16 protein-coding genes and 1 pseudogene are annotated in these 16787 nt (G+C 58.6%); 13 read left to right on the plus strand and 4 right to left on the minus strand.

Annotation, left to right across the window (positions count from 1 at the left end; translation table 11 throughout):
• On the minus strand, positions 1-196 hold a 196-nt coding region (gene tssD / locus AACY11_RS27400; protein ID WP_339494476.1), incomplete at its 3' end, for a type VI secretion system tube protein TssD.
• Positions 197-451: 255 nt separating this feature from the next.
• Here tssD and AACY11_RS27405 point away from each other — a divergent pair.
• Entirely contained in the window at positions 452-1519 is a 1068-nt protein-coding gene (locus AACY11_RS27405; protein ID WP_339466389.1) for an ArsO family NAD(P)H-dependent flavin-containing monooxygenase, read from the plus strand.
• 28 nt (positions 1520-1547) lie between these two features.
• Here the strand turns inward: AACY11_RS27405 and AACY11_RS27410 are convergent, their stop codons facing one another.
• Positions 1548-2786 (minus strand): MgtC/SapB family protein, encoded by a 1239-nt coding sequence (locus tag AACY11_RS27410; protein ID WP_339496188.1) that lies wholly within the window; start codon positions 2784-2786, stop codon positions 1548-1550.
• A gap of 390 nt (positions 2787-3176) precedes the next feature.
• Here AACY11_RS27410 and AACY11_RS27415 point away from each other — a divergent pair, with 390 nt between their 5' ends.
• From AACY11_RS27415 to AACY11_RS27425, 3 genes are all read left to right on the plus strand, one after another.
• Positions 3177-3386 carry a tautomerase family protein gene (locus AACY11_RS27415; protein ID WP_339496189.1) on the plus strand — a complete coding sequence of 70 codons (210 nt, stop codon included), beginning with the start codon at positions 3177-3179 and terminating at the stop codon, positions 3384-3386.
• A gap of 22 nt (positions 3387-3408) precedes the next feature.
• Entirely contained in the window at positions 3409-4119 is a 711-nt protein-coding gene (locus AACY11_RS27420; RefSeq protein ID WP_339466396.1) for an SDR family NAD(P)-dependent oxidoreductase, read from the plus strand.
• Between the two features lie 97 nt (positions 4120-4216).
• A complete protein-coding gene (locus tag AACY11_RS27425; protein ID WP_339496190.1) occupies positions 4217-5140 on the plus strand; it encodes a LysR family transcriptional regulator in 924 nt (307 codons plus the stop codon).
• Positions 5141-5172: 32 nt separating this feature from the next.
• Here AACY11_RS27425 and AACY11_RS27430 read toward each other — a convergent pair whose 3' ends face one another.
• On the minus strand, positions 5173-7299 hold the full coding sequence (locus AACY11_RS27430; RefSeq protein WP_339433764.1) for a TonB-dependent siderophore receptor: 2127 nt from the start codon (positions 7297-7299) through the stop codon (positions 5173-5175).
• Positions 7300-7479: 180 nt separating this feature from the next.
• Entirely contained in the window at positions 7480-8064 is a 585-nt protein-coding gene (locus AACY11_RS27435) for a TetR/AcrR family transcriptional regulator (RefSeq protein ID WP_339433763.1), read from the minus strand.
• A gap of 209 nt (positions 8065-8273) precedes the next feature.
• On the opposite strand from AACY11_RS27435, the gene AACY11_RS27440 reads away from it, so the two are divergent.
• The 9 genes and pseudogenes from AACY11_RS27440 to AACY11_RS27480 all read left to right on the plus strand — a co-directional run bounded on the left by AACY11_RS27440 (position 8274) and on the right by AACY11_RS27480 (position 16617).
• Positions 8274-8951, plus strand: a complete 678-nt coding sequence (locus AACY11_RS27440) for a type 1 glutamine amidotransferase domain-containing protein (RefSeq protein ID WP_339433762.1) — start codon at positions 8274-8276, stop codon at positions 8949-8951.
• 115 nt (positions 8952-9066) lie between these two features.
• Complete coding sequence (locus AACY11_RS27445) at positions 9067-10191, plus strand: alkene reductase (RefSeq protein WP_339496192.1); 1125 nt, start codon at positions 9067-9069, stop codon at positions 10189-10191.
• 186 nt (positions 10192-10377) lie between these two features.
• Entirely contained in the window at positions 10378-10827 is a 450-nt protein-coding gene (locus AACY11_RS27450; RefSeq protein ID WP_339433760.1) for a thiol-disulfide oxidoreductase DCC family protein, read from the plus strand.
• A complete protein-coding gene (gene folE, locus AACY11_RS27455) occupies positions 10824-11378 on the plus strand; it encodes a GTP cyclohydrolase I FolE (protein ID WP_339433759.1) in 555 nt (184 codons plus the stop codon). Before AACY11_RS27450 ends, folE begins: the two co-directional genes overlap by 4 nt.
• 125 nt (positions 11379-11503) lie before the next feature.
• Positions 11504-12046, plus strand: coding sequence for a DUF3833 domain-containing protein (locus AACY11_RS27460; RefSeq protein ID WP_339496194.1), 543 nt, complete (start codon positions 11504-11506; stop codon positions 12044-12046).
• Positions 12043-12411 (plus strand): annotated as a pseudogene (locus AACY11_RS27465) (short-chain dehydrogenase); the annotation flags it as partial. The gene AACY11_RS27460 and the pseudogene AACY11_RS27465, both read left to right, overlap by 4 nt.
• Positions 12412-12451: 40 nt before the next feature.
• Entirely contained in the window at positions 12452-12757 is a 306-nt protein-coding gene (locus tag AACY11_RS27470) for a DUF6482 family protein (RefSeq protein WP_339496195.1), read from the plus strand.
• Between the two features lie 25 nt (positions 12758-12782).
• Positions 12783-14321, plus strand: a complete 1539-nt coding sequence (locus AACY11_RS27475; RefSeq protein ID WP_339496196.1) for a cryptochrome/photolyase family protein — start codon at positions 12783-12785, stop codon at positions 14319-14321.
• Positions 14322-14445: 124 nt separating this feature from the next.
• A complete protein-coding gene (locus tag AACY11_RS27480; protein ID WP_339496198.1) occupies positions 14446-16617 on the plus strand; it encodes an ATP-binding protein in 2172 nt (723 codons plus the stop codon).
• The last annotated feature ends 170 nt before the right edge of the window (positions 16618-16787 follow it).

The following is a 16787-nucleotide window of genomic DNA, read 5'->3' on the forward strand; positions in this document are numbered from 1 at the left end:
TGTGAACGCGCTGACCGGTTGGCTGACCGGATTGTGGGTCACGCGGGATGATCACGTCGTGGCTGAACGCCTGAACCATGACCTGGTCTTCGTGGCCTTCCTGGTAGGTGTTGCCAACGGAGTCGGCGGTGAAGGCGCCGGCAGTGATCAGGCCTTGTTTTTCGCCGGTAACCGACATGTACGCTGGTGTTGCCATGGGATGCTCTCCTTGCGGATAAATTTAAGGTGCCCGGGAGGCGAAATCGCCCGGTGGGTGCCGAAGTTATATCAAAGAGCGTGCCAGGTTTTGTTAAGTGCCCGTGAGCCGGGGGTTAAGCTGCACCTGATCGGGTTTTTGACTGTTTTTCGTGCGGATTTGAGGTCTGAAGTGCGCATCCCTTGAGAAACGTCAACAACACCGCGATTCGGATGGGTTAACGTAGCCAGACTCTCGCCGACTTGAGGATTGCACATGCTTGCCAACCGCCCTGAAGTGGATGTCGCGATTATCGGCGGAGGCCAGTCCGCACTTGCCGTCGCTTACTTTCTGCGCCGAACCGGACGTTCCTTTGTCATCATCGACGCTGAAGACGCGCCGGGCGGCGCCTGGCGGCATGGCTGGGACTCGTTACGACTGTTTTCACCCTCGACCTGGAGTTCCATCGCTGGCTGGATGATGCCGCCGGTCACGGACGGTTATCCGAGCCGCGACCACGTACTGGATTATCTGCGCCAGTATGAGCAACGCTACCAATTCCCTACCGAACGCCCCTTTTGGGTAAACGCCGTTGAGCGCTGGGCCGATCGCCTCCACGTAAAGGCCCAGGGCCGCAGTTGGCTGGCGCGCGCGGTCGTCAGCGCAACGGGCACCTGGCGTCATCCCTACGTGCCACATTACCCCGGCAGTGAGACCTTTACCGGCCAACAACTGCATTCGGCTCACTACGTTGACGCCAAGCCATTCGCCGGAAAAAAAGTTCTGGTGGTGGGTGGTGGCAACTCCGGCGCACAGATCCTCGCGGAAGTGTCCCTGGTGGCCGACGCCACATGGATCACCCCGCAGCCCCCGCAATTTCTGGCTGATGACGTCGATGGACGGGTGCTGTTCGAGCGCGCCACAGAACGCTGGAAAGCCCAACTCGCGGGCATCGTCGTGGAGCAACCGGTGGGTGGCTTGGGTGACATTGTGATGGTGCCGCCAGTCGTAGAAGCCCGGGAGCGCGGCGTACTGCACGCGGTTCGACCTTTCCTGGGCTTCACCGAAACCGGCGTGACGTGGGCTGATGGCTCGCAAACACCGGTCGATGCGGTGATCTGGTGCACCGGTTTCCGCCCTGCCCTCGGCTATCTGGAGTCACTGGGCGTCTGTACCGCCGACGGGCGTGTGGCCGTCGAAGGCACGCGTTCGATCCAGGAGCCGCGCTTGTGGTTGGTGGGTTACGGAGACTGGACAGGCGCCGCATCCGCGACACTGATCGGTGTCACCCGTACGGCGCGCAGTACCGTTGAGGAGATTGAGGGATTTTTAATGGAGCAGTGAATCGCCCCGCTTACGACGCGAGGCGTTGTCATTGCAGCCAGACACCCGCCCACATCGCCAGCGTCAACCCTGCCTGGCCGGGAATCACATACGCGGCGAACCGTCGGCCGCCACTGACCCACGCCACCACACACTTGCTCACCGAGTTGCTACTGACAGCGATCAGCGCAGGGCCAGCAATGGCCTCAAGCGGCAACTGGCCGGATTCGGCCAACGCGGCGATTGATGCCGTTGAAGCGTGTGCGTCAGCGAAACCGGTAAACGTGGCCGTCAACATCACACCCACCTCACCAAAGAGGTTGAGCATGACCGACGACAACAAGGTGATGCCCGTCAGGGTCAACGTCACGACCAAGGCCAGCTTGAGGTTAAACGCACCTCCAACCTTGATCGGTTGGTTGGCGCGGGCGTCAGGCCTGGGAAACATCAGGCACACGCCGTACAACGCTGTGGCGGCGAAACCGCCTAACAGCGGCGCCCACATGTGACGTAACAGAGCGGTGTCGACCGCCGCCAGGATCAAACCGACCTGAACGACAGTGGCCAGATTGGACAAAATCGCGGCCGCCGCCAGGACTTTGATGTTTTGCGGCTCCTTGGTGACCAGGTGTCCCATGGAGGCGATGGTCACGGTGCTGGAAGCAAATCCGGAGGCGATGGCACTGACCGCATAGCCGTAATGGGTGCCCAGGTTACGCACGGCTATATGACCCAAGGCCCCGACCGCCATCAGCATCACGGTCAGGGTACAAATGGTGCGCAGATTGATCGCGCCGTAGGGGCCGATGAAACGGTCCGGAGCCAAAGGCAATACCACCAGTGCGACGACCAAAAGCACCAGACCATCGCGCATTTCTGCTTCGGTCAACTGGCTATTGGCGAAGTAATGCAGTTTCTGGCGGTACGTCAGCAGCCCCGCGATCACCACGCCTATGGCAATGGCCAGTTCCGGCGCGGTGCCACACGAGGCCCCCAATATCAACACCGCGAGCAACGCCACTTCACTGGTCACGCCCGGGTCGTCGCTCAGGCTGCGCCAGTACGCCACGGTGATCAGCAGAGCTAAACAGATCGCCACGATCCCTAGCAGCAGACCACCACCGACCTGCATCGCCACGTACCCCAGCAACGCCGTAATGGCGAACGTGCGCAAGCCGGCGAAGGCTCGGCTGGCCCCTTCGCCCTTGTGCCGTTCGCGCTCCAGACCGACGAGCATGCCGATCCCCAGCGCTGCCGCCGCACCGGTCATGCCAAGGGTTTCATTCATAGCGTCCCCGTCCGAGTGAGTATTGAGCCCTTTCAATCCGGTAGCACACCCCCGCGCGTCGTTTCGTTGCAGGGTGCAGCATTTCGCAGCGAACTATCGAGGGAATATGCCCATGTGCATTCGCCTGAGTTCAGCATGGACCCAAGACTGCGCCAGTGCGACGGACGAAAGGTTGATGACGGTCAACCGTTGGGAGATGAAAGCGCAGTACCTCTTCGCGCAGCGATGGTACTGCCCGTTATCCACTTGTTTGCACGGATTGTTTCGATTCGATACATGGCATCACAAATAAAGTACCTGAAGTCGTATTTATCAATCTCCGGCAACTTCTTAAAGTCCTCGCCAACAGCAACCCTTCATGCCGAGGGGTCAGCGACGGGAGATAGCCAAATGCCTTTCATCAGCGTGCGCATTACTCGTGACGGCGTCACGAAGGAACAGAAAGCCAAAGTGATCAAGGAAATCACTCAAACGATGGAACGGGTTCTGAACAAGGATCCGAAACTCACGCACATCGTGATCGAGGAAGTTGAAACGGATAACTGGGGTTATGCGGGCATGACGACCACGCAGTACCGCAAACAGTTGTCGAGCAACTAACGTCTATCAATGAGGAATCATCATGACCATGTCCAATAAAGTAGCCGTGATCACTGGCGCATCCCAAGGCATTGGCGCAGGCCTGGTTAAAGCTTTTCGGGATAGCGGGTACCTGGTTGTCGCAACGTCCCGTTCAATCAAACCTTCGGCAGATCCGGATATTCTGACTGTCGCTGGCGACATTGCCGATCCTCACACCGCCGAGCGGGTTATCCACGAAGCCATCGCACGCTTTGGCCGGATCGATACGCTGGTCAACAATGCCGGCATCTTTGTTGCCAAACCGTTTACCGATTACAGCAAAGAAGATTACGCACAGGTCGTGGCCACCAACATGAGCGGCTTCTTTCACATCTCTCAACTGGCCATCGCGCAGATGGAGAAGCACGGCAGCGGACACATCGTCAGCGTCACCACCAGCCTGGTCGACCATGCTATCGACGGTGTACCGTCGGTGCTCGCGTCACTGACCAAGGGCGGCATCAACGCCGCAACCAAGTCGCTGGCCATCGAGTACGCCAAACGCGGCATTCGCGTCAACGCGGTTTCACCCGGCATCATCAAAACGCCCATGCATGGCGTGGAGACTCACGAAGCACTCGGCAAGCTGCATCCCATGGGCCAGATGGGTGAAATCGATGACATCGTTCAAGCGATTCTTTATCTGGACAGCGCGAACTTCGTCACAGGCGAGATCCTGCATGTCGACGGCGGCCAGAGCGCCGGCCATTGATCGATGCCCTGCTTCACCGCCGGTGTGTACCGGCGGTGTCGTTTCATGTGTTAAACATCAGGATGAAAATGTCACTTGATCTTCGGTGCAAGCACTTATGAAGCGACACTTTGATGATTTGCAGTTGGGCAGTATCGAACTGTTTTGCCTCGCCGCCGAGGCAGGCAGTTTCACGGCTGCCGCCCAACTCGCCGGGGTGACACCGGCAGCGGTGAGCCGATCGATTCTTCGTCTGGAGAAAAGACTGGGTTCCCGACTGTTTGCGAGAACGACGCGCAGCATTCGATTGACCGAGGCGGGAACAAAATTCTTCGAACAATGCCGTCAGGCTTTGACCCAACTGGTTGAAGCCCAACAAGAAGTCATGGGCGCGCAGACAACACCTTCAGGGCGTTTGCGCATCAGTCTTCCGACAACTTACGGGCATCACCGCATTCTGCCGCTGCTACCCGAATTTCGAGCGCTCTACCCAGGAGTCACCGTGGATATTCACTTGGGCAACCGCAATATCGACTTCGTCTCGGAAGGCTACGATTTGGCGATTCGAGTGCGGACACAAGCGGACTCGACCCTGGTTGCGCGCCTGCTCGAGGACGCGAAGCTGGTGGTGGTCGCCTCTCCCGGATACCTGCACAAGGCTGGTATACCCCAGACCCTGGCAGATCTGGATCAGCACGAGTGCATCCAGTTCGAACTGCCCAGTAGCGGGCGACGAATTTCCTGGCTGTTCCAGGAAAACGGCAAGGATCGCGAGATTTTCACTGCCGGTGGCTATTGCTGCTCCGACGATGTGCTCGGCGGCGTGACGCTGGCACGGCACGGTGCGGGACTCTTTCAGACCTACGCATTCATCGTCGAACAGCAACTGGCAGACGGCAGTCTCGTCGAGATCCTTCAGTCTTACAGTGGTTGCTCAAGGCCTTACACCTTGCTATACCCGCACGGTCGCCATGTACCGCGGCGCGTGCGGGCTTTCGTCGATTTTCTCCTGCTATATCGAGACAAGTGGGCGGGGCGTTAGAGAGCGGTCCACCGAGTCAGAACGACCACGCGCTACAAGGTATAGGCGATCCCGACTTGCACCGTTCGTGGCGCCCCCGGGTAGGCGTAGACGTTGCCGAACGCGCCCTCTTCGTAATCGCGGTCAAACAGGTTCTTCACGTCGAGGTTGAGCCGCACCTTGTCATTGACTTTGTAGTAGCCGAGCAAATCGACAACGGTGTAGCTGTCCATCGAGAAAGCGGTGTTGGCGGTTTGTCCGGCGCGCTCATCGACGTACTTGAGCCCCGTTCCCAGACCCAGCCCTTTGAGGGCGCCGTCCTGGAATTCATAAACGTTGAGCAGGCTGAAGCTGTTTTTCGGGATGTTCACCAGTCGTGTACCGGAACGAATCACGTTGTCCTTGGTCACCTCGGCATCAACATAGGCATATCCGCCGATGACACGCCATTCGGGGGTCAGGTTGCCGGCGACGTTCACGTCCAGGCCACGGCTACGCACTTGGCCGGCGGCCACACTGAACGTCGAGTCCACAGGGTCGGTGGTCAACACGTTGCGTTTCTCGATCTGATAGATCGCCGCATCGACGCTCAACTGCTGCTCCAGTGCCTCCCACTTCAACCCGATTTCATAGGACTTGCCTTTCTCCGGCTCAAAGCCACCACCCTGTCGACTGGCGCCGGTGTTGGGTTTGAACGAGCGCGCAGTGTCCGCGTAGACCGCAACGGTGTCGGTCAGGTCGTAGGTCAAACCGATGCGCGGCGTCACCGCGTTATCACTGGCCTGCCAGCTTTTAGCGCCGGGCACATAGGTTTCGTAGTCGTGTTCGAAACGCTCGAAACGCGCCCCGGCCAGAACCTTGAGTCGTTCGGTCAGTGCCACTTGGTCCTGCACAAACGCGGCGTAGGTCTTGAGGTTTTCTTTGTCGTGGGTCGGGGTTCGGGTCAACGCCGGGCGTGGCTGGCCGTAGACAGGATTGAAGATGTCGATCGCATAGGCACCCACTGCGCCACTGGAGCGCTGGATGATCGAATTGTAGTCGTAGTCTTCGTATTCGATGCCGGTCAACAACGTGTGCTGCAAACCACCGGTGGTGAAGTGGCCGGTCAGGTTGAGCTGAGTGTCCTTGTCTGTCCACTCCAGCTTGCGGTAGTTGAAATTGCGCCCTAGGGTTCGACCGTCAGCTGCAATGCCATTGGCCTCGATCGCATTGCCCTGCAACGTACCCTCCAGCCACTGGAAGCCCCCGCCCAACGTCCAGTCGTCGTTGAGAATGTGTTCGAAACGCAGTTGCGCCATGTTGTTATCGTTGTGCAACTTGCCGGCGTCTTTTTCGCCAAAAAACGTGTCGCGCGACGCGGTGCCGATTTGCCTGGCGTAGCGCGTTACGCCACGATCCAGCGGATGATTGTTGCGCATGAAATCGCCTTCGAAAATCACCCGCGTCGCATCGGTCGCCTGCCAGGTGAGAACCGGCGTCACACCATAGCGCTCGGTTTCAACGTGATCACGGAACGTATCGCCACCCTCGCCCACCACATTGAGCCGATAGGCCAGTCGCCCCTCTTCATCCAGCGGACCGGAAGCGTCCAGCGTGCCGCGCTTCATGCCTTGGTCATTCAACTGGCTACCCAATGTGACCGTGGGCTCGGCGAGCGGCTGCTTGGAAACGACATTGAACGTACCGCCAGGATCGCCTCGGCCATACAGCATGGTTGCCGGCCCGCGAAGAACCTCCAGACGCTCGATAATGTTGGCATCCGGCATGTTCGGATAACCGCGATTGATCGGGAAACCATTGCGATAGAACTCACCGGTGGTAAAACCGCGCACCGTAAACGTGGTCAGACCCTGGCCACCAAAATTGTTCGCCCGCCCTACGCCGCCGGCGTAATCCAATGCGTCTTGCAGACGGGTGGCGCCGATGTCTTCAACGGCGTCCTTCGACACCACGCTGATGGATTGCGGTATGTCATGAATCGAGGTGTCGGTACGCGTGGCACTGGCGGAACGCGTTGCGCGATAACCCTGTACCGGGCCGTCTGCCCGCTCGTAATCTGCCGTGCCAACCACGTCGGTTGCCTCCAGCTCAAGCGCTGAAGCGCCGGAATTGGCTTGCTCAGCCCAGGAATAAGGGGACAACGCCTGCAGCACACAGATGGAAAGCAGAGTTCGACGCATGAGGAAAACCTTACGGATAGGCAAAAACGAAGGGCAAAACGGCCAGCAAACCGCGACGCATGGTATACCGGAAATTCTGCAATTGAAACGTATTCCCATTCGCTTATGCGCGTAATTTCACCTCGCCAAAAGCACTCAACGTTCTAACGTTCTTCGCCAGCATCCCTCAGGTTGCCGATGTCAACTACCGAGCAACTGCCTGGTGGTCGCCATCGAGGTGTTCAACGATTGCCCCGTCCGTTGCAGTTTGTTCAGCAAACTGGCCCCCAACCATAGTTGATACAGCGTTTCCGCCAACTGACGCGCATCGCCCTCAGGCAGGCTCTGTTCGGCCTGGCCCTGCTCGATGCACAGGGTAATGCGCGCCACCACTTGCTCGGCGCCATCACGCAGCGTCAGGCGCATCGACTCGGACAGATCGGCAACCTCCGCACTGAGTTTCACCACCAGACACTCGTCGCCGTGCCCTTCGAGGGTGCAGCGATTCTGCCAGCCCTGCCAGTAATCCATCAGCCGTTCATAGGCACTCAGGCCCGGCAGTGTCAGGCGCCGCTCCATATCGGCCAGGTAGCCGACAAAGTAGTCCTCAAGCAGCGCCTGGCCGTAGAGTTCCTTGGATTTGAAGTAGTGATAGAACGAGCCCTTGGGCACGCCTGCGGTTTGCAGGATTTCGTTGAGGCCAACGCTGGTGAAGCCCTTCTCGGCCATCATCCGGTGGCCGGTATCGAGCAAATGCTGGCGGGTGTCGTCGTAGGTCGGTTTCATGGGGCGCAAATTACCAAACAATAGACCAGTCGTATATTTCACGGAGGCGAGAGTTTGCCATACCCGAGCGATAAAAACCCATGGCAAAAAAAACACTAGACGACTGGTCTAATTGAAACCTATGCTGTGCCCCGACAAACATTAACGGGTGTCCACAACGTGCGAATCCGTCGCGCTTCGATAACACCTGATCAACGCAAGGGTGCTTTATGAAAATCCTGATGGTTCTGACTTCCCACGATCAACTTGGCACTACTGGTAAGAAGACCGGCTTCTGGCTCGAAGAGTTCGCCGCGCCCTACTACGCCTTCAAAGATGCCGGCGCTCAGATCACCGTGGTTTCACCCGCTGGCGGCCAGCCGCCGCTTGATCCGAAAAGTGATGAGCCTGATGCACAAACGGCTGAAACCGAGCGTTTTCGCAATGACCCGGCCACTCAACAGGTTCTGGCCAACACCGGGCGCCTGGCCGATGTCAGCGCTGATGATTTCGATGCCGTGTTCTACCCAGGTGGCCACGGCCCGCTCTGGGATCTGGCCGAAGACAAACACTCGATCGCGTTGATCGAAGCCTTCGACCGCAGCAACAAACCCCATGGTTTTGTCTGCCACGCACCTGGCGTGCTGCGTCACGTCGTTGCCGCGGATGGCAAACCGCTGATCCAGAATCGCGAAGTGACCGGTTTCACCAATTCCGAAGAAGCCGCGGTCGGCCTGACGGATGTGGTGCCGTTCTTGATCGAAGACGAGTTTCAGCGTCTGGGCGGGCGCTACACCAAAGCCGCCGACTGGCAGGTGTATGTGGTGGCTGATGGGCAACTGGTCACCGGGCAGAATCCGGCCAGCTCCGCCGCTGTGGCCGAGAAACTGCTGAAAATGCTCGGCTGATTCTTTTACAGATCCGAACACCGTGTGCGTGATGCACGGTGTTTTTTTTCACTCACCCAATAGTCGACTGGTCTAATAAGCGATCGGATCGCACTCATTTATCAAGGTCACCTCCATGCACCACAGCAGTTTCTTCACGCCCGCCACACTGGGCCTTCACACCCTGAAAAACCGCATCGTCCTGCCACCGCTCACCCGCCAGCGCAGTACCCAACCGGGCAACGTCGCCAATGAATTGATGGCCGAGTATTACCAACAGCGTGCCGGGGCTGGTTTGCTCGTCACCGAAGGCACCCAGATCGAACCCCGTGGTCAGGGTTATGCCTGGACACCGGGTATCCATACCGCCGAGCAAATCGCCGGGTGGCGCAAAGTCACCGAAGCCGTGCATGCCCGTGACGGCGTGATTTTCGCCCAACTCTGGCACGTCGGTCGCGTTTCCCACATCGCGTTGCAGCCCAACGGTGATGCGCCGGTATCAGCCTCCGCCGTGGCCACTGACCGGGTCAGTGTGTTCATCGAAACCACGCCTGGCGCCGGCGAACTGGTGGCGCCGTCTACCCCGCGCGCCCTGACCACCGACGAAGTCCAGGAGCTCGTGCAGCTCTACATCCAGGCGGCGCGTAATGCGATGCAAGCCGGATTCGACGGTATCGAACTGCACTGCGCCAATGGTTATCTGGTCAACCAGTTCATCTCCGCCCATAGCAACCTGCGCACCGATCAGTACGGTGGTTCGCTGCACAACCGCCTGCGTTTTCTGCGTGAAGTGGTGTCCGGCGTCGCCGAGTGCATCGGCAAGGAAAAGGTTGGCGTGCGTTTCGCGCCATTGTTCACCACCACCGATGAAGCGCGGACTTACCTGGGCATGGTCGAGGAAGATCCACACACGACTTACATTGAGGCCATCAAGGTGCTGCAAGACGTGGGCATCGCTTATCTGTCCATCGCCGAAGCGGATTGGGACAATGCGCCAGCCATGCCAGAGACCTTTCGCCAGGCGGTGCGCGATACCTTCAGCGGCGCAATCATTTATGCCGGGCGTTACAACGCTGAGTCGGGTGCGAAATTGCTCGATTGCGGCCTGGCGGATTTTGTCGCCTTCGGCCGACCGTACATGGCCAACCCGGACCTGCCTGCGCGAATCGCCAACGACTGGCCGTTGAATGCGTTGAACCCGGCCACGGTGTATGGCGGCAATGCCGAAGGGTATGTGGATTACCCGGCATACGTCGCCTGACGCATGGATCTCGACAAAGTGCTCCCGCTCCTGCGGGAGTGCTGCGTTACGCCACCCAATCCGTCTCCCACCCTCAGAGGCGACTGGATGTAACGTCTTCCCATCTTCACAAAAAGAGCGACGCTCCATTGTCAGCTCGATTTTTTCGGCCTATCTTTGTAAAAAACCTATACAAGGCACGCCGCAATGTACAACTCAGAGCCGTGGCCATTAACGCTTTACTTTGACGGTGAATGCCCACTCTGTGCGCGAGAAATCAAGCTGTTGCGCCAACATGCGGTCGAAACACGACTGCGCTTCGTTGACCTTAGCCCTGAGGACTTCGATCCAGCCGCTCTGGGCTTCACGCTTACGCAAATGCAATCCTCACTGCATGCAAGATTCGACGATGGATGCTGGGTAAAAGGCCTCGACGCCACGCTATGGAGCTGGCGAGCCGCAGGGCTTGGGATCTGGGTTGCACCCCTGAGCTGGCGTTTGACCCGTCCTTTGTTTGCCATTGCATATCGCCTGTTCTGCCACTTGCGCCCTCACTTGGCGTGGCTGCCTCACCCTGATGGCAGCCGGCGTTGTCACGACGGCCACAGCAGTTGTCGCACTCTTATCCAGCCGCAACGCCGCGAGAAATCCGAATGACTCAATCATTAGCCAGTCACTACCGTGAAATTCTTCTCGGCGTCGGTGAAAACCCCGACCGCGAAGGACTTCGAGACACGCCCAAGCGCGCAGCCAAAGCCATGCAGTTCCTGTGCGACGGCTACACGATGAATCTCGAAGAAATCATCAATGGCGCGTTGTTCGAGTCACAGAACGATGAAATGGTCATCGTTCGCGACATTGAGCTCTACTCGTTGTGCGAACACCACATGCTGCCCTTCATCGGCAAGGCCCATGTGGCCTACATACCGACTGGCCGGGTCTTGGGGCTGTCGAAAGTGGCCCGAGTGGTCGACATGTTCGCGCGCCGCTTGCAGATCCAGGAAAACCTGACACGACAGATCGCCGACGCGATCCAGCAAATTACCGACGCGGCTGGTGTGGCCGTGGTCATTGAAGCCAGGCACATGTGCATGATGATGCGCGGTGTGGAAAAGCAGAATTCGGTCATGACGTCATCGGTCATGCTCGGTGCCTTTCGAAAGTCCTCCAGTACACGCCAGGAGTTCCTTCAACTGATCAGCCGATGACAGTGACTTTGTTGTCGGTTTGTCGAATCAAATGCGCCGACAAACCTGTACACGCATAGGTATCTGTACAAGCCTTTTCAAAGGGGTGTTCTCCACCTTCACCCGTGTCTTCAGGGAGTAAAGCAATGGCCCGTTTTTTGGTTGTACTGGCATTGGTGTTAAGCGTCACGAGTTGCGGCAGCGTCGATGTCGGTCGCTATGCCGACCAGCAACCGGCCCTGAACCTGGAGCATTTCTTCAGCAAACCTGTCAAAGCCTGGGGCATGTTTCAAAAGCGCTCAGGCGAGGTTGTCAAACGCTTTGAGGTCAATATCCAGAGTCATCGCCAGGGTCATGACCTGATTCTCGACGAGCGTTTCGTCTACAGCGATGGCACTCGCGAGCGGCGCGTCTGGACCCTGACGCCAGAAGGTGCAGGCCATTGGCGCGGTCGCGCTGGCGATGTCGTGGGCGAGGCCAAAGGTGAAGTGGCCGGCAACGCATTACGTTGGCGCTATGTCCTGAGCCTCCCGGTCGATGGCTCCGTTTATGAAGTGAACATGGACGACTGGATGTACCAGATGGACGAGGACACGCTGATCAATCGCACCCGCATGTCCAAGTTCGGTGTCGAGATCGGCCAGGTGACATTGTTCTTCCGCCGCCAGTCCGGGGGAGAAAATCAATGAGTGATTCGCTCACCATGACCTCCCTGGGCGACGGCTACCGCGCCCTGGTGATCGGCGCCAGCGGCGCACTCGGCACAGCCTTCTGTGAGTGGCTCAAACACGACCCACGGTGTGCAAGTGTGCGGGAACTGGGGCGCAAGACCGATCCCGCACTTGACCTGGAACAGCCGCAGACAATCGCCAGCGCCGCCGCCGAACTGGCCAAAGAAGCGCCGTACCAGTTGATCGTGCACGCTGCGGGCCTGCTACATCGCGACACCCTCAAACCGGAAAAAAGTTACAGCGCCATGGAAGACGCCGCGCTGCAGGCCGTTTTTCAAGTGAACACGCTGGGACCGGCGATGGTCTTGCGCCTTTCTTTGCCTACGACGGAGAACGCCTACCCTGGTAGGCAAGGAGTGATTCATGAATCTGCAAACCCTCACCGAGCACGCCGCCAACAGCGAAGTACGGGAACTGGAACTGCTGTCGCTCGAAGGTGGTTTCTATCTGGCACGCATCCGCATGGATCAAGGCCAATTCACCTTGCTGGACGATACCGCCAAACCCATGCGTCTACGTTCAATCACTCATCTGCGTGACTTGTTGCAAACCGTTCCGGGCTTTCCCTGCGTGTTGGTGCAGCAATGCGTGCACGACGAAATGTGCGGCCGGGACACAGGCCCTGTCGAGGAACTGCGCCTGCCTTTTTCGCTGACACCTCCTTTATGAACCGAACGCTGGTGGGCTGCCCCGAATGAACAAGGTCAATCGCCTGTGCCTGATCCTCGGTGATCAACTGTCGTTTGACCTGGCCTCATTGCAAGGGCTCGATCCCGAACGGGATGCGGTACTGATGGTCGAGGTGATGGAAGAAGCCAGCCATGTGCCTCATCATCCGCAGAAGATCGCGCTGATCTTCAGCGCCATGCGTCATTTCGCCCAGGCGCTGCAGGCCAGAGGCGTGCGTGTCGAGTACGTCACCCTTGATGCCCCGCACAACAGCGGATCGGTGCCGGGGGAATTACGCCGCTGGCAGGACCTGCTACAAGCGGACGAACTGCACGTCACCGAATGCGGCGACTGGCGCCTCGAACAGTCTCTCAAGGAATGCGGCTCAGCCATTGACTGGCATGCCGACACGCGTTTTCTGTGCAGTCGCGCTGAGTTCAGCGCGTGGGCGGCCGGCAAAAAAAAGCTGCGCATGGAGTTTTTCTACCGCGAGATGCGCCGCAAGAGCGGTTTATTGATCAATGGCGACGGTACGCCGGTCGGTGGCGCGTGGAACTTTGACGCTGAAAACCGCAAAGCCTTGCCCAAAGGAGTGAAAGCGCCCTACCCGGCGCGGTTTTCCGGCGACGCCATCACTCGCGACGTGCTTGCACTGGTCAAAGAGCGCTTCAGCAGCCACTACGGCTCTCTGGACAATTTCAACTATCCGGTCACACATGCCGACGCCCAAGCCTTATGGGATTACTTTCTGGACTATGGTCTGGCCGGGTTCGGCGATTACCAGGATGCCATGGCCAGCGACGAACCCTTTGTGTTCCATGCGCGGATCAGCGCAGCGCTCAATATCGGTCTGTTGGATTTACGTCAACTGTGCAGCGACGTTGAGTCGGCTTACAGGTCTGGCCGCATCCCATTGAATGCAGCCGAGGGGTTCATTCGGCAATTGATCGGCTGGCGGGAATATGTGCGAGGGGTTTACTGGCTGAAGATGCCTGACTATGCCCAAGGTAATTCATTTGGTAACCACCGGGCCTTGCCGGCGTTCTACTGGACGGGCGAAACGCAGATGAACTGCATGCGCCAGGCAATCGGTCAAAGCCTCGAACATGCCTATGCCCACCACATCCAGAGGCTCATGGTCACGGGCAATTTTGCCTTGCTCACTGGCATCGCGCCGAGCCAGATCTGCGAGTGGTACCTGGCGATCTACATGGACGCGTTCGACTGGGTGGAACTGCCCAATACCCTGGGCATGGTCATGCACGCTGACGGTGGCTATCTCGGCTCCAAGCCTTACTGCGCGAGTGGCCAGTACATCAATCGAATGTCTGACTACTGTCGCGGCTGTGCTTACAAAGTCAGCGAAAGCACGGCTGACAACGCCTGCCCTTTCAATGCGCTGTACTGGCATTTCCTGATGCGCCACGGCGATCTTCTACGCGGTAATCAGCGCATGAGCATGATGTACAGAAACCTCGACCGCATGCCGCAAGACAAGCAACAAGCGCTTTGGCAGCGGGGGCAGAAACTGCTCGACACACTGGATCGTGGCGAGCCGCTATAAAACCCGGCGTCCTTCCCCGTGCGGGTGCAACTTAAACACCCGGTGACAGGTCAATGTGAGGATTCCCGGTGTACGTTTGAGCCGCGTTGAATGAACTCACACAAAAATCAAGAAGGCCCCCTTGGTGGAAACTCTGAAGCAACTTACTCGCGAGGCGCTTGAGACAGAGGTCATGCGTCTGCGCCTGCTTCTGGAGAGCAGCGCAGCAGCATCACCGGATATGGCCGCCCAGCTTGCCGCCAGCCGAGCGGCGCTTGCCAGTAGCGAGGCGCGTTTCAGCACCATCCTGGAAACCATCGAGGCCGCGTTCGCGATCGTCAAAGTCAAATTCGACGCTGACGATCGCCCCGTCGATTACTACTTCGTCGAGGCCAACCCTGCGTTCGAACGTCAATGCGGCGTCAACCTGCGGGGTAAATGGGTGACCGAGTTCGCCCCCAACCTGGAGAGTTTCTGGTTCGAGACTTACGGGCACGTGGCCAAGACCGGCGAGCCGGCCAACTTCGAAAACTACGCCAATACCTTTGAACGCTGGTTCGATGTTCGCGCCGTGCGTGTCGGCGATCCTGCCGATCGACAAATCGCGATTTTCTTCAGCGACGTCACCCAACGCCGAGACGCCGAGGAGCGCCTGCGGATCAGCGAGGCGGTCGCGCGTGAAAACGTCGAGCGCGTGCAACTGGCCCTCGCCGCCGGGGCTATTATTGGCACCTGGCATTGGGACTTGCCGACAGATTGCTTCACCATGGATGAGTCCTTTGCCAGGATTTTTGACCTTGATCCCGCGTTGGGCCGCACCGGTCTGAGCCTGGAGCAAGTCGTGATGACCGTACACCCCGATGACCGGGACGGGCTTACGGCCGCGATCAACGAAGCAATTGCCCGGGGCGGCGCCTACTCCCATCAGTATCGTGTGCGCCGCGCAGACGGAACATACAACTGGATCGAGGCCAACGGACGCGTCGAGTGCGCCGATGACGGCACCCCGCTGCGATTTCCCGGCGTACTCATCAATGTTGAGGAACGACGCAACGTCGAGGCCGAACGCGACCGGGCCAACGCCGCGTTGCGCGCGCTCAACGACACACTGGAACAACGCGTATCGACGCGCACAGCCGAACTCATGCAAACCGAGGAAAAACTGCGCCAGTCGCAGAAGATGGAAGCGGTCGGACAACTGACCGGGGGCTTGGCCCATGATTTCAACAACCTGCTGGCCGGCATCTCGGCGGCGTTGGAATTAATGGGAAAGCGCATCGCCCAAGGCCGTCTGAAAGACGTCGATAAGTACATGGTCACCGCCCAAGGCGCCACCAAACGTGCGGCGGCCCTGACCCATCGATTGCTGGCCTTCTCGCGACGCCAGACGCTTGATCCACGGCCGACGGATGTCAATTCCCTGATCCTCGGCATGACCGAGTTGATCCAGCGCACCGTCGGCCCCGCCATCCGCTTGAAGACTGTCGCGGCGCCCGAACTCTGGCCGACCCTGGTCGATGCCAGTCAACTGGAAAACGCACTGCTGAATCTGTGCATCAACGCCCGCGATGCGATGCCTGATGGCGGGCGTATCACGGTCGAGACGGCCAATCGCACAATGGACTCGGCGTCGGCCCGCGCGCAGGACATGCCCGAAGGCGAGTACTTGTCCCTGTGTGTCACTGATACCGGCACAGGCATGACGCCCGAGGTCATCGCCAAAGCCTTCGACCCGTTTTTTACCACCAAGCCTTTGGGCCAGGGCACCGGCCTGGGGCTGTCGATGATCTACGGATTCACCAAGCAATCCGGCGGTCAGGTGCGGGTACATTCACAAGAGGGCCAGGGCACCACGATGAGTCTCTACCTGCCAAGGTACTGTGGCGAAACGCGGGCAAATCAGGATGCCACGCGCAACGCGACAACGCCTCTTGCCAAGTCAGGCGGGACAATTCTGATTGTCGACGACGAACCCTCCGTGCGCATGTTGCTTTGCGACGTGCTGGGCGAACTCGGTTATAACCTGCTGGAAGCCGCCGACAGCGTCGAAGGACTCGAAGCATTACGCTCCACTGCGAAAATCGACTTGCTCATCACCGATGTCGGATTACCGGGTGGCATGAACGGACGACAGGTGGCCGATGCGGGCCGGGCAATGAGGCCTGAACTGAAAACCTTGTTCATCACCGGCTATGCCGAAAATGCCGTCATTGGCAACAGTCAACTCGGGCCGGGAATGCAGGTGTTGACCAAGCCGTTTGCGATCGACACCCTCGTTTCGCGCGTCGTTAGCCTGATGTCGGCTAACGTTGAATGAAGCTGTCGCGAACATTCTTCTGAAGTGCCGCAATAATTTGTTGTGTCTAGTCCTGAAATAGGTTTACACCTGTTTCACCCCAACGCCCGATGCGCTGCATCGGGCGTTTTGTATTTTAAGGACAGGTGCGGGCGTTCCTGGTTGTAGATCAGGATCGCTTCTCGCACCAT

Origin of the sequence: Pseudomonas sp. RA_105y_Pfl2_P56 (genome assembly GCF_963970845.1) — a bacterium.
GTDB lineage: Bacteria > Pseudomonadota > Gammaproteobacteria > Pseudomonadales > Pseudomonadaceae > Aquipseudomonas > Aquipseudomonas baetica_A.

What these genes read in the sequence shown, in the direction of transcription:
- AACY11_RS27405 (WP_339466389.1), top strand. Translation starts at nt 452, where the DNA reads ATGCTTGCCAACCGCCCTGAAGTGGATGTCGCGATTATCGGCGGAGGC.
- AACY11_RS27410 (WP_339496188.1), bottom strand. Translation starts at nt 2,786, where the DNA reads ATGAATGAAACCCTTGGCATGACCGGTGCGGCGGCAGCGCTGGGGATC.
- AACY11_RS27415 (WP_339496189.1), top strand. Translation starts at nt 3,177, where the DNA reads ATGCCTTTCATCAGCGTGCGCATTACTCGTGACGGCGTCACGAAGGAA.
- AACY11_RS27420 (WP_339466396.1), top strand. Translation starts at nt 3,409, where the DNA reads ATGACCATGTCCAATAAAGTAGCCGTGATCACTGGCGCATCCCAAGGC.
- AACY11_RS27425 (WP_339496190.1), top strand. Translation starts at nt 4,217, where the DNA reads ATGAAGCGACACTTTGATGATTTGCAGTTGGGCAGTATCGAACTGTTT.
- AACY11_RS27430 (WP_339433764.1), bottom strand. Translation starts at nt 7,299, where the DNA reads ATGCGTCGAACTCTGCTTTCCATCTGTGTGCTGCAGGCGTTGTCCCCT.
- AACY11_RS27435 (WP_339433763.1), bottom strand. Translation starts at nt 8,064, where the DNA reads ATGAAACCGACCTACGACGACACCCGCCAGCATTTGCTCGATACCGGC.
- AACY11_RS27440 (WP_339433762.1), top strand. Translation starts at nt 8,274, where the DNA reads ATGAAAATCCTGATGGTTCTGACTTCCCACGATCAACTTGGCACTACT.
- AACY11_RS27445 (WP_339496192.1), top strand. Translation starts at nt 9,067, where the DNA reads ATGCACCACAGCAGTTTCTTCACGCCCGCCACACTGGGCCTTCACACC.
- AACY11_RS27450 (WP_339433760.1), top strand. Translation starts at nt 10,378, where the DNA reads ATGTACAACTCAGAGCCGTGGCCATTAACGCTTTACTTTGACGGTGAA.
- folE (WP_339433759.1), top strand. Translation starts at nt 10,824, where the DNA reads ATGACTCAATCATTAGCCAGTCACTACCGTGAAATTCTTCTCGGCGTC.
- AACY11_RS27460 (WP_339496194.1), top strand. Translation starts at nt 11,504, where the DNA reads ATGGCCCGTTTTTTGGTTGTACTGGCATTGGTGTTAAGCGTCACGAGT.
- AACY11_RS27470 (WP_339496195.1), top strand. Translation starts at nt 12,452, where the DNA reads ATGAATCTGCAAACCCTCACCGAGCACGCCGCCAACAGCGAAGTACGG.
- AACY11_RS27475 (WP_339496196.1), top strand. Translation starts at nt 12,783, where the DNA reads ATGAACAAGGTCAATCGCCTGTGCCTGATCCTCGGTGATCAACTGTCG.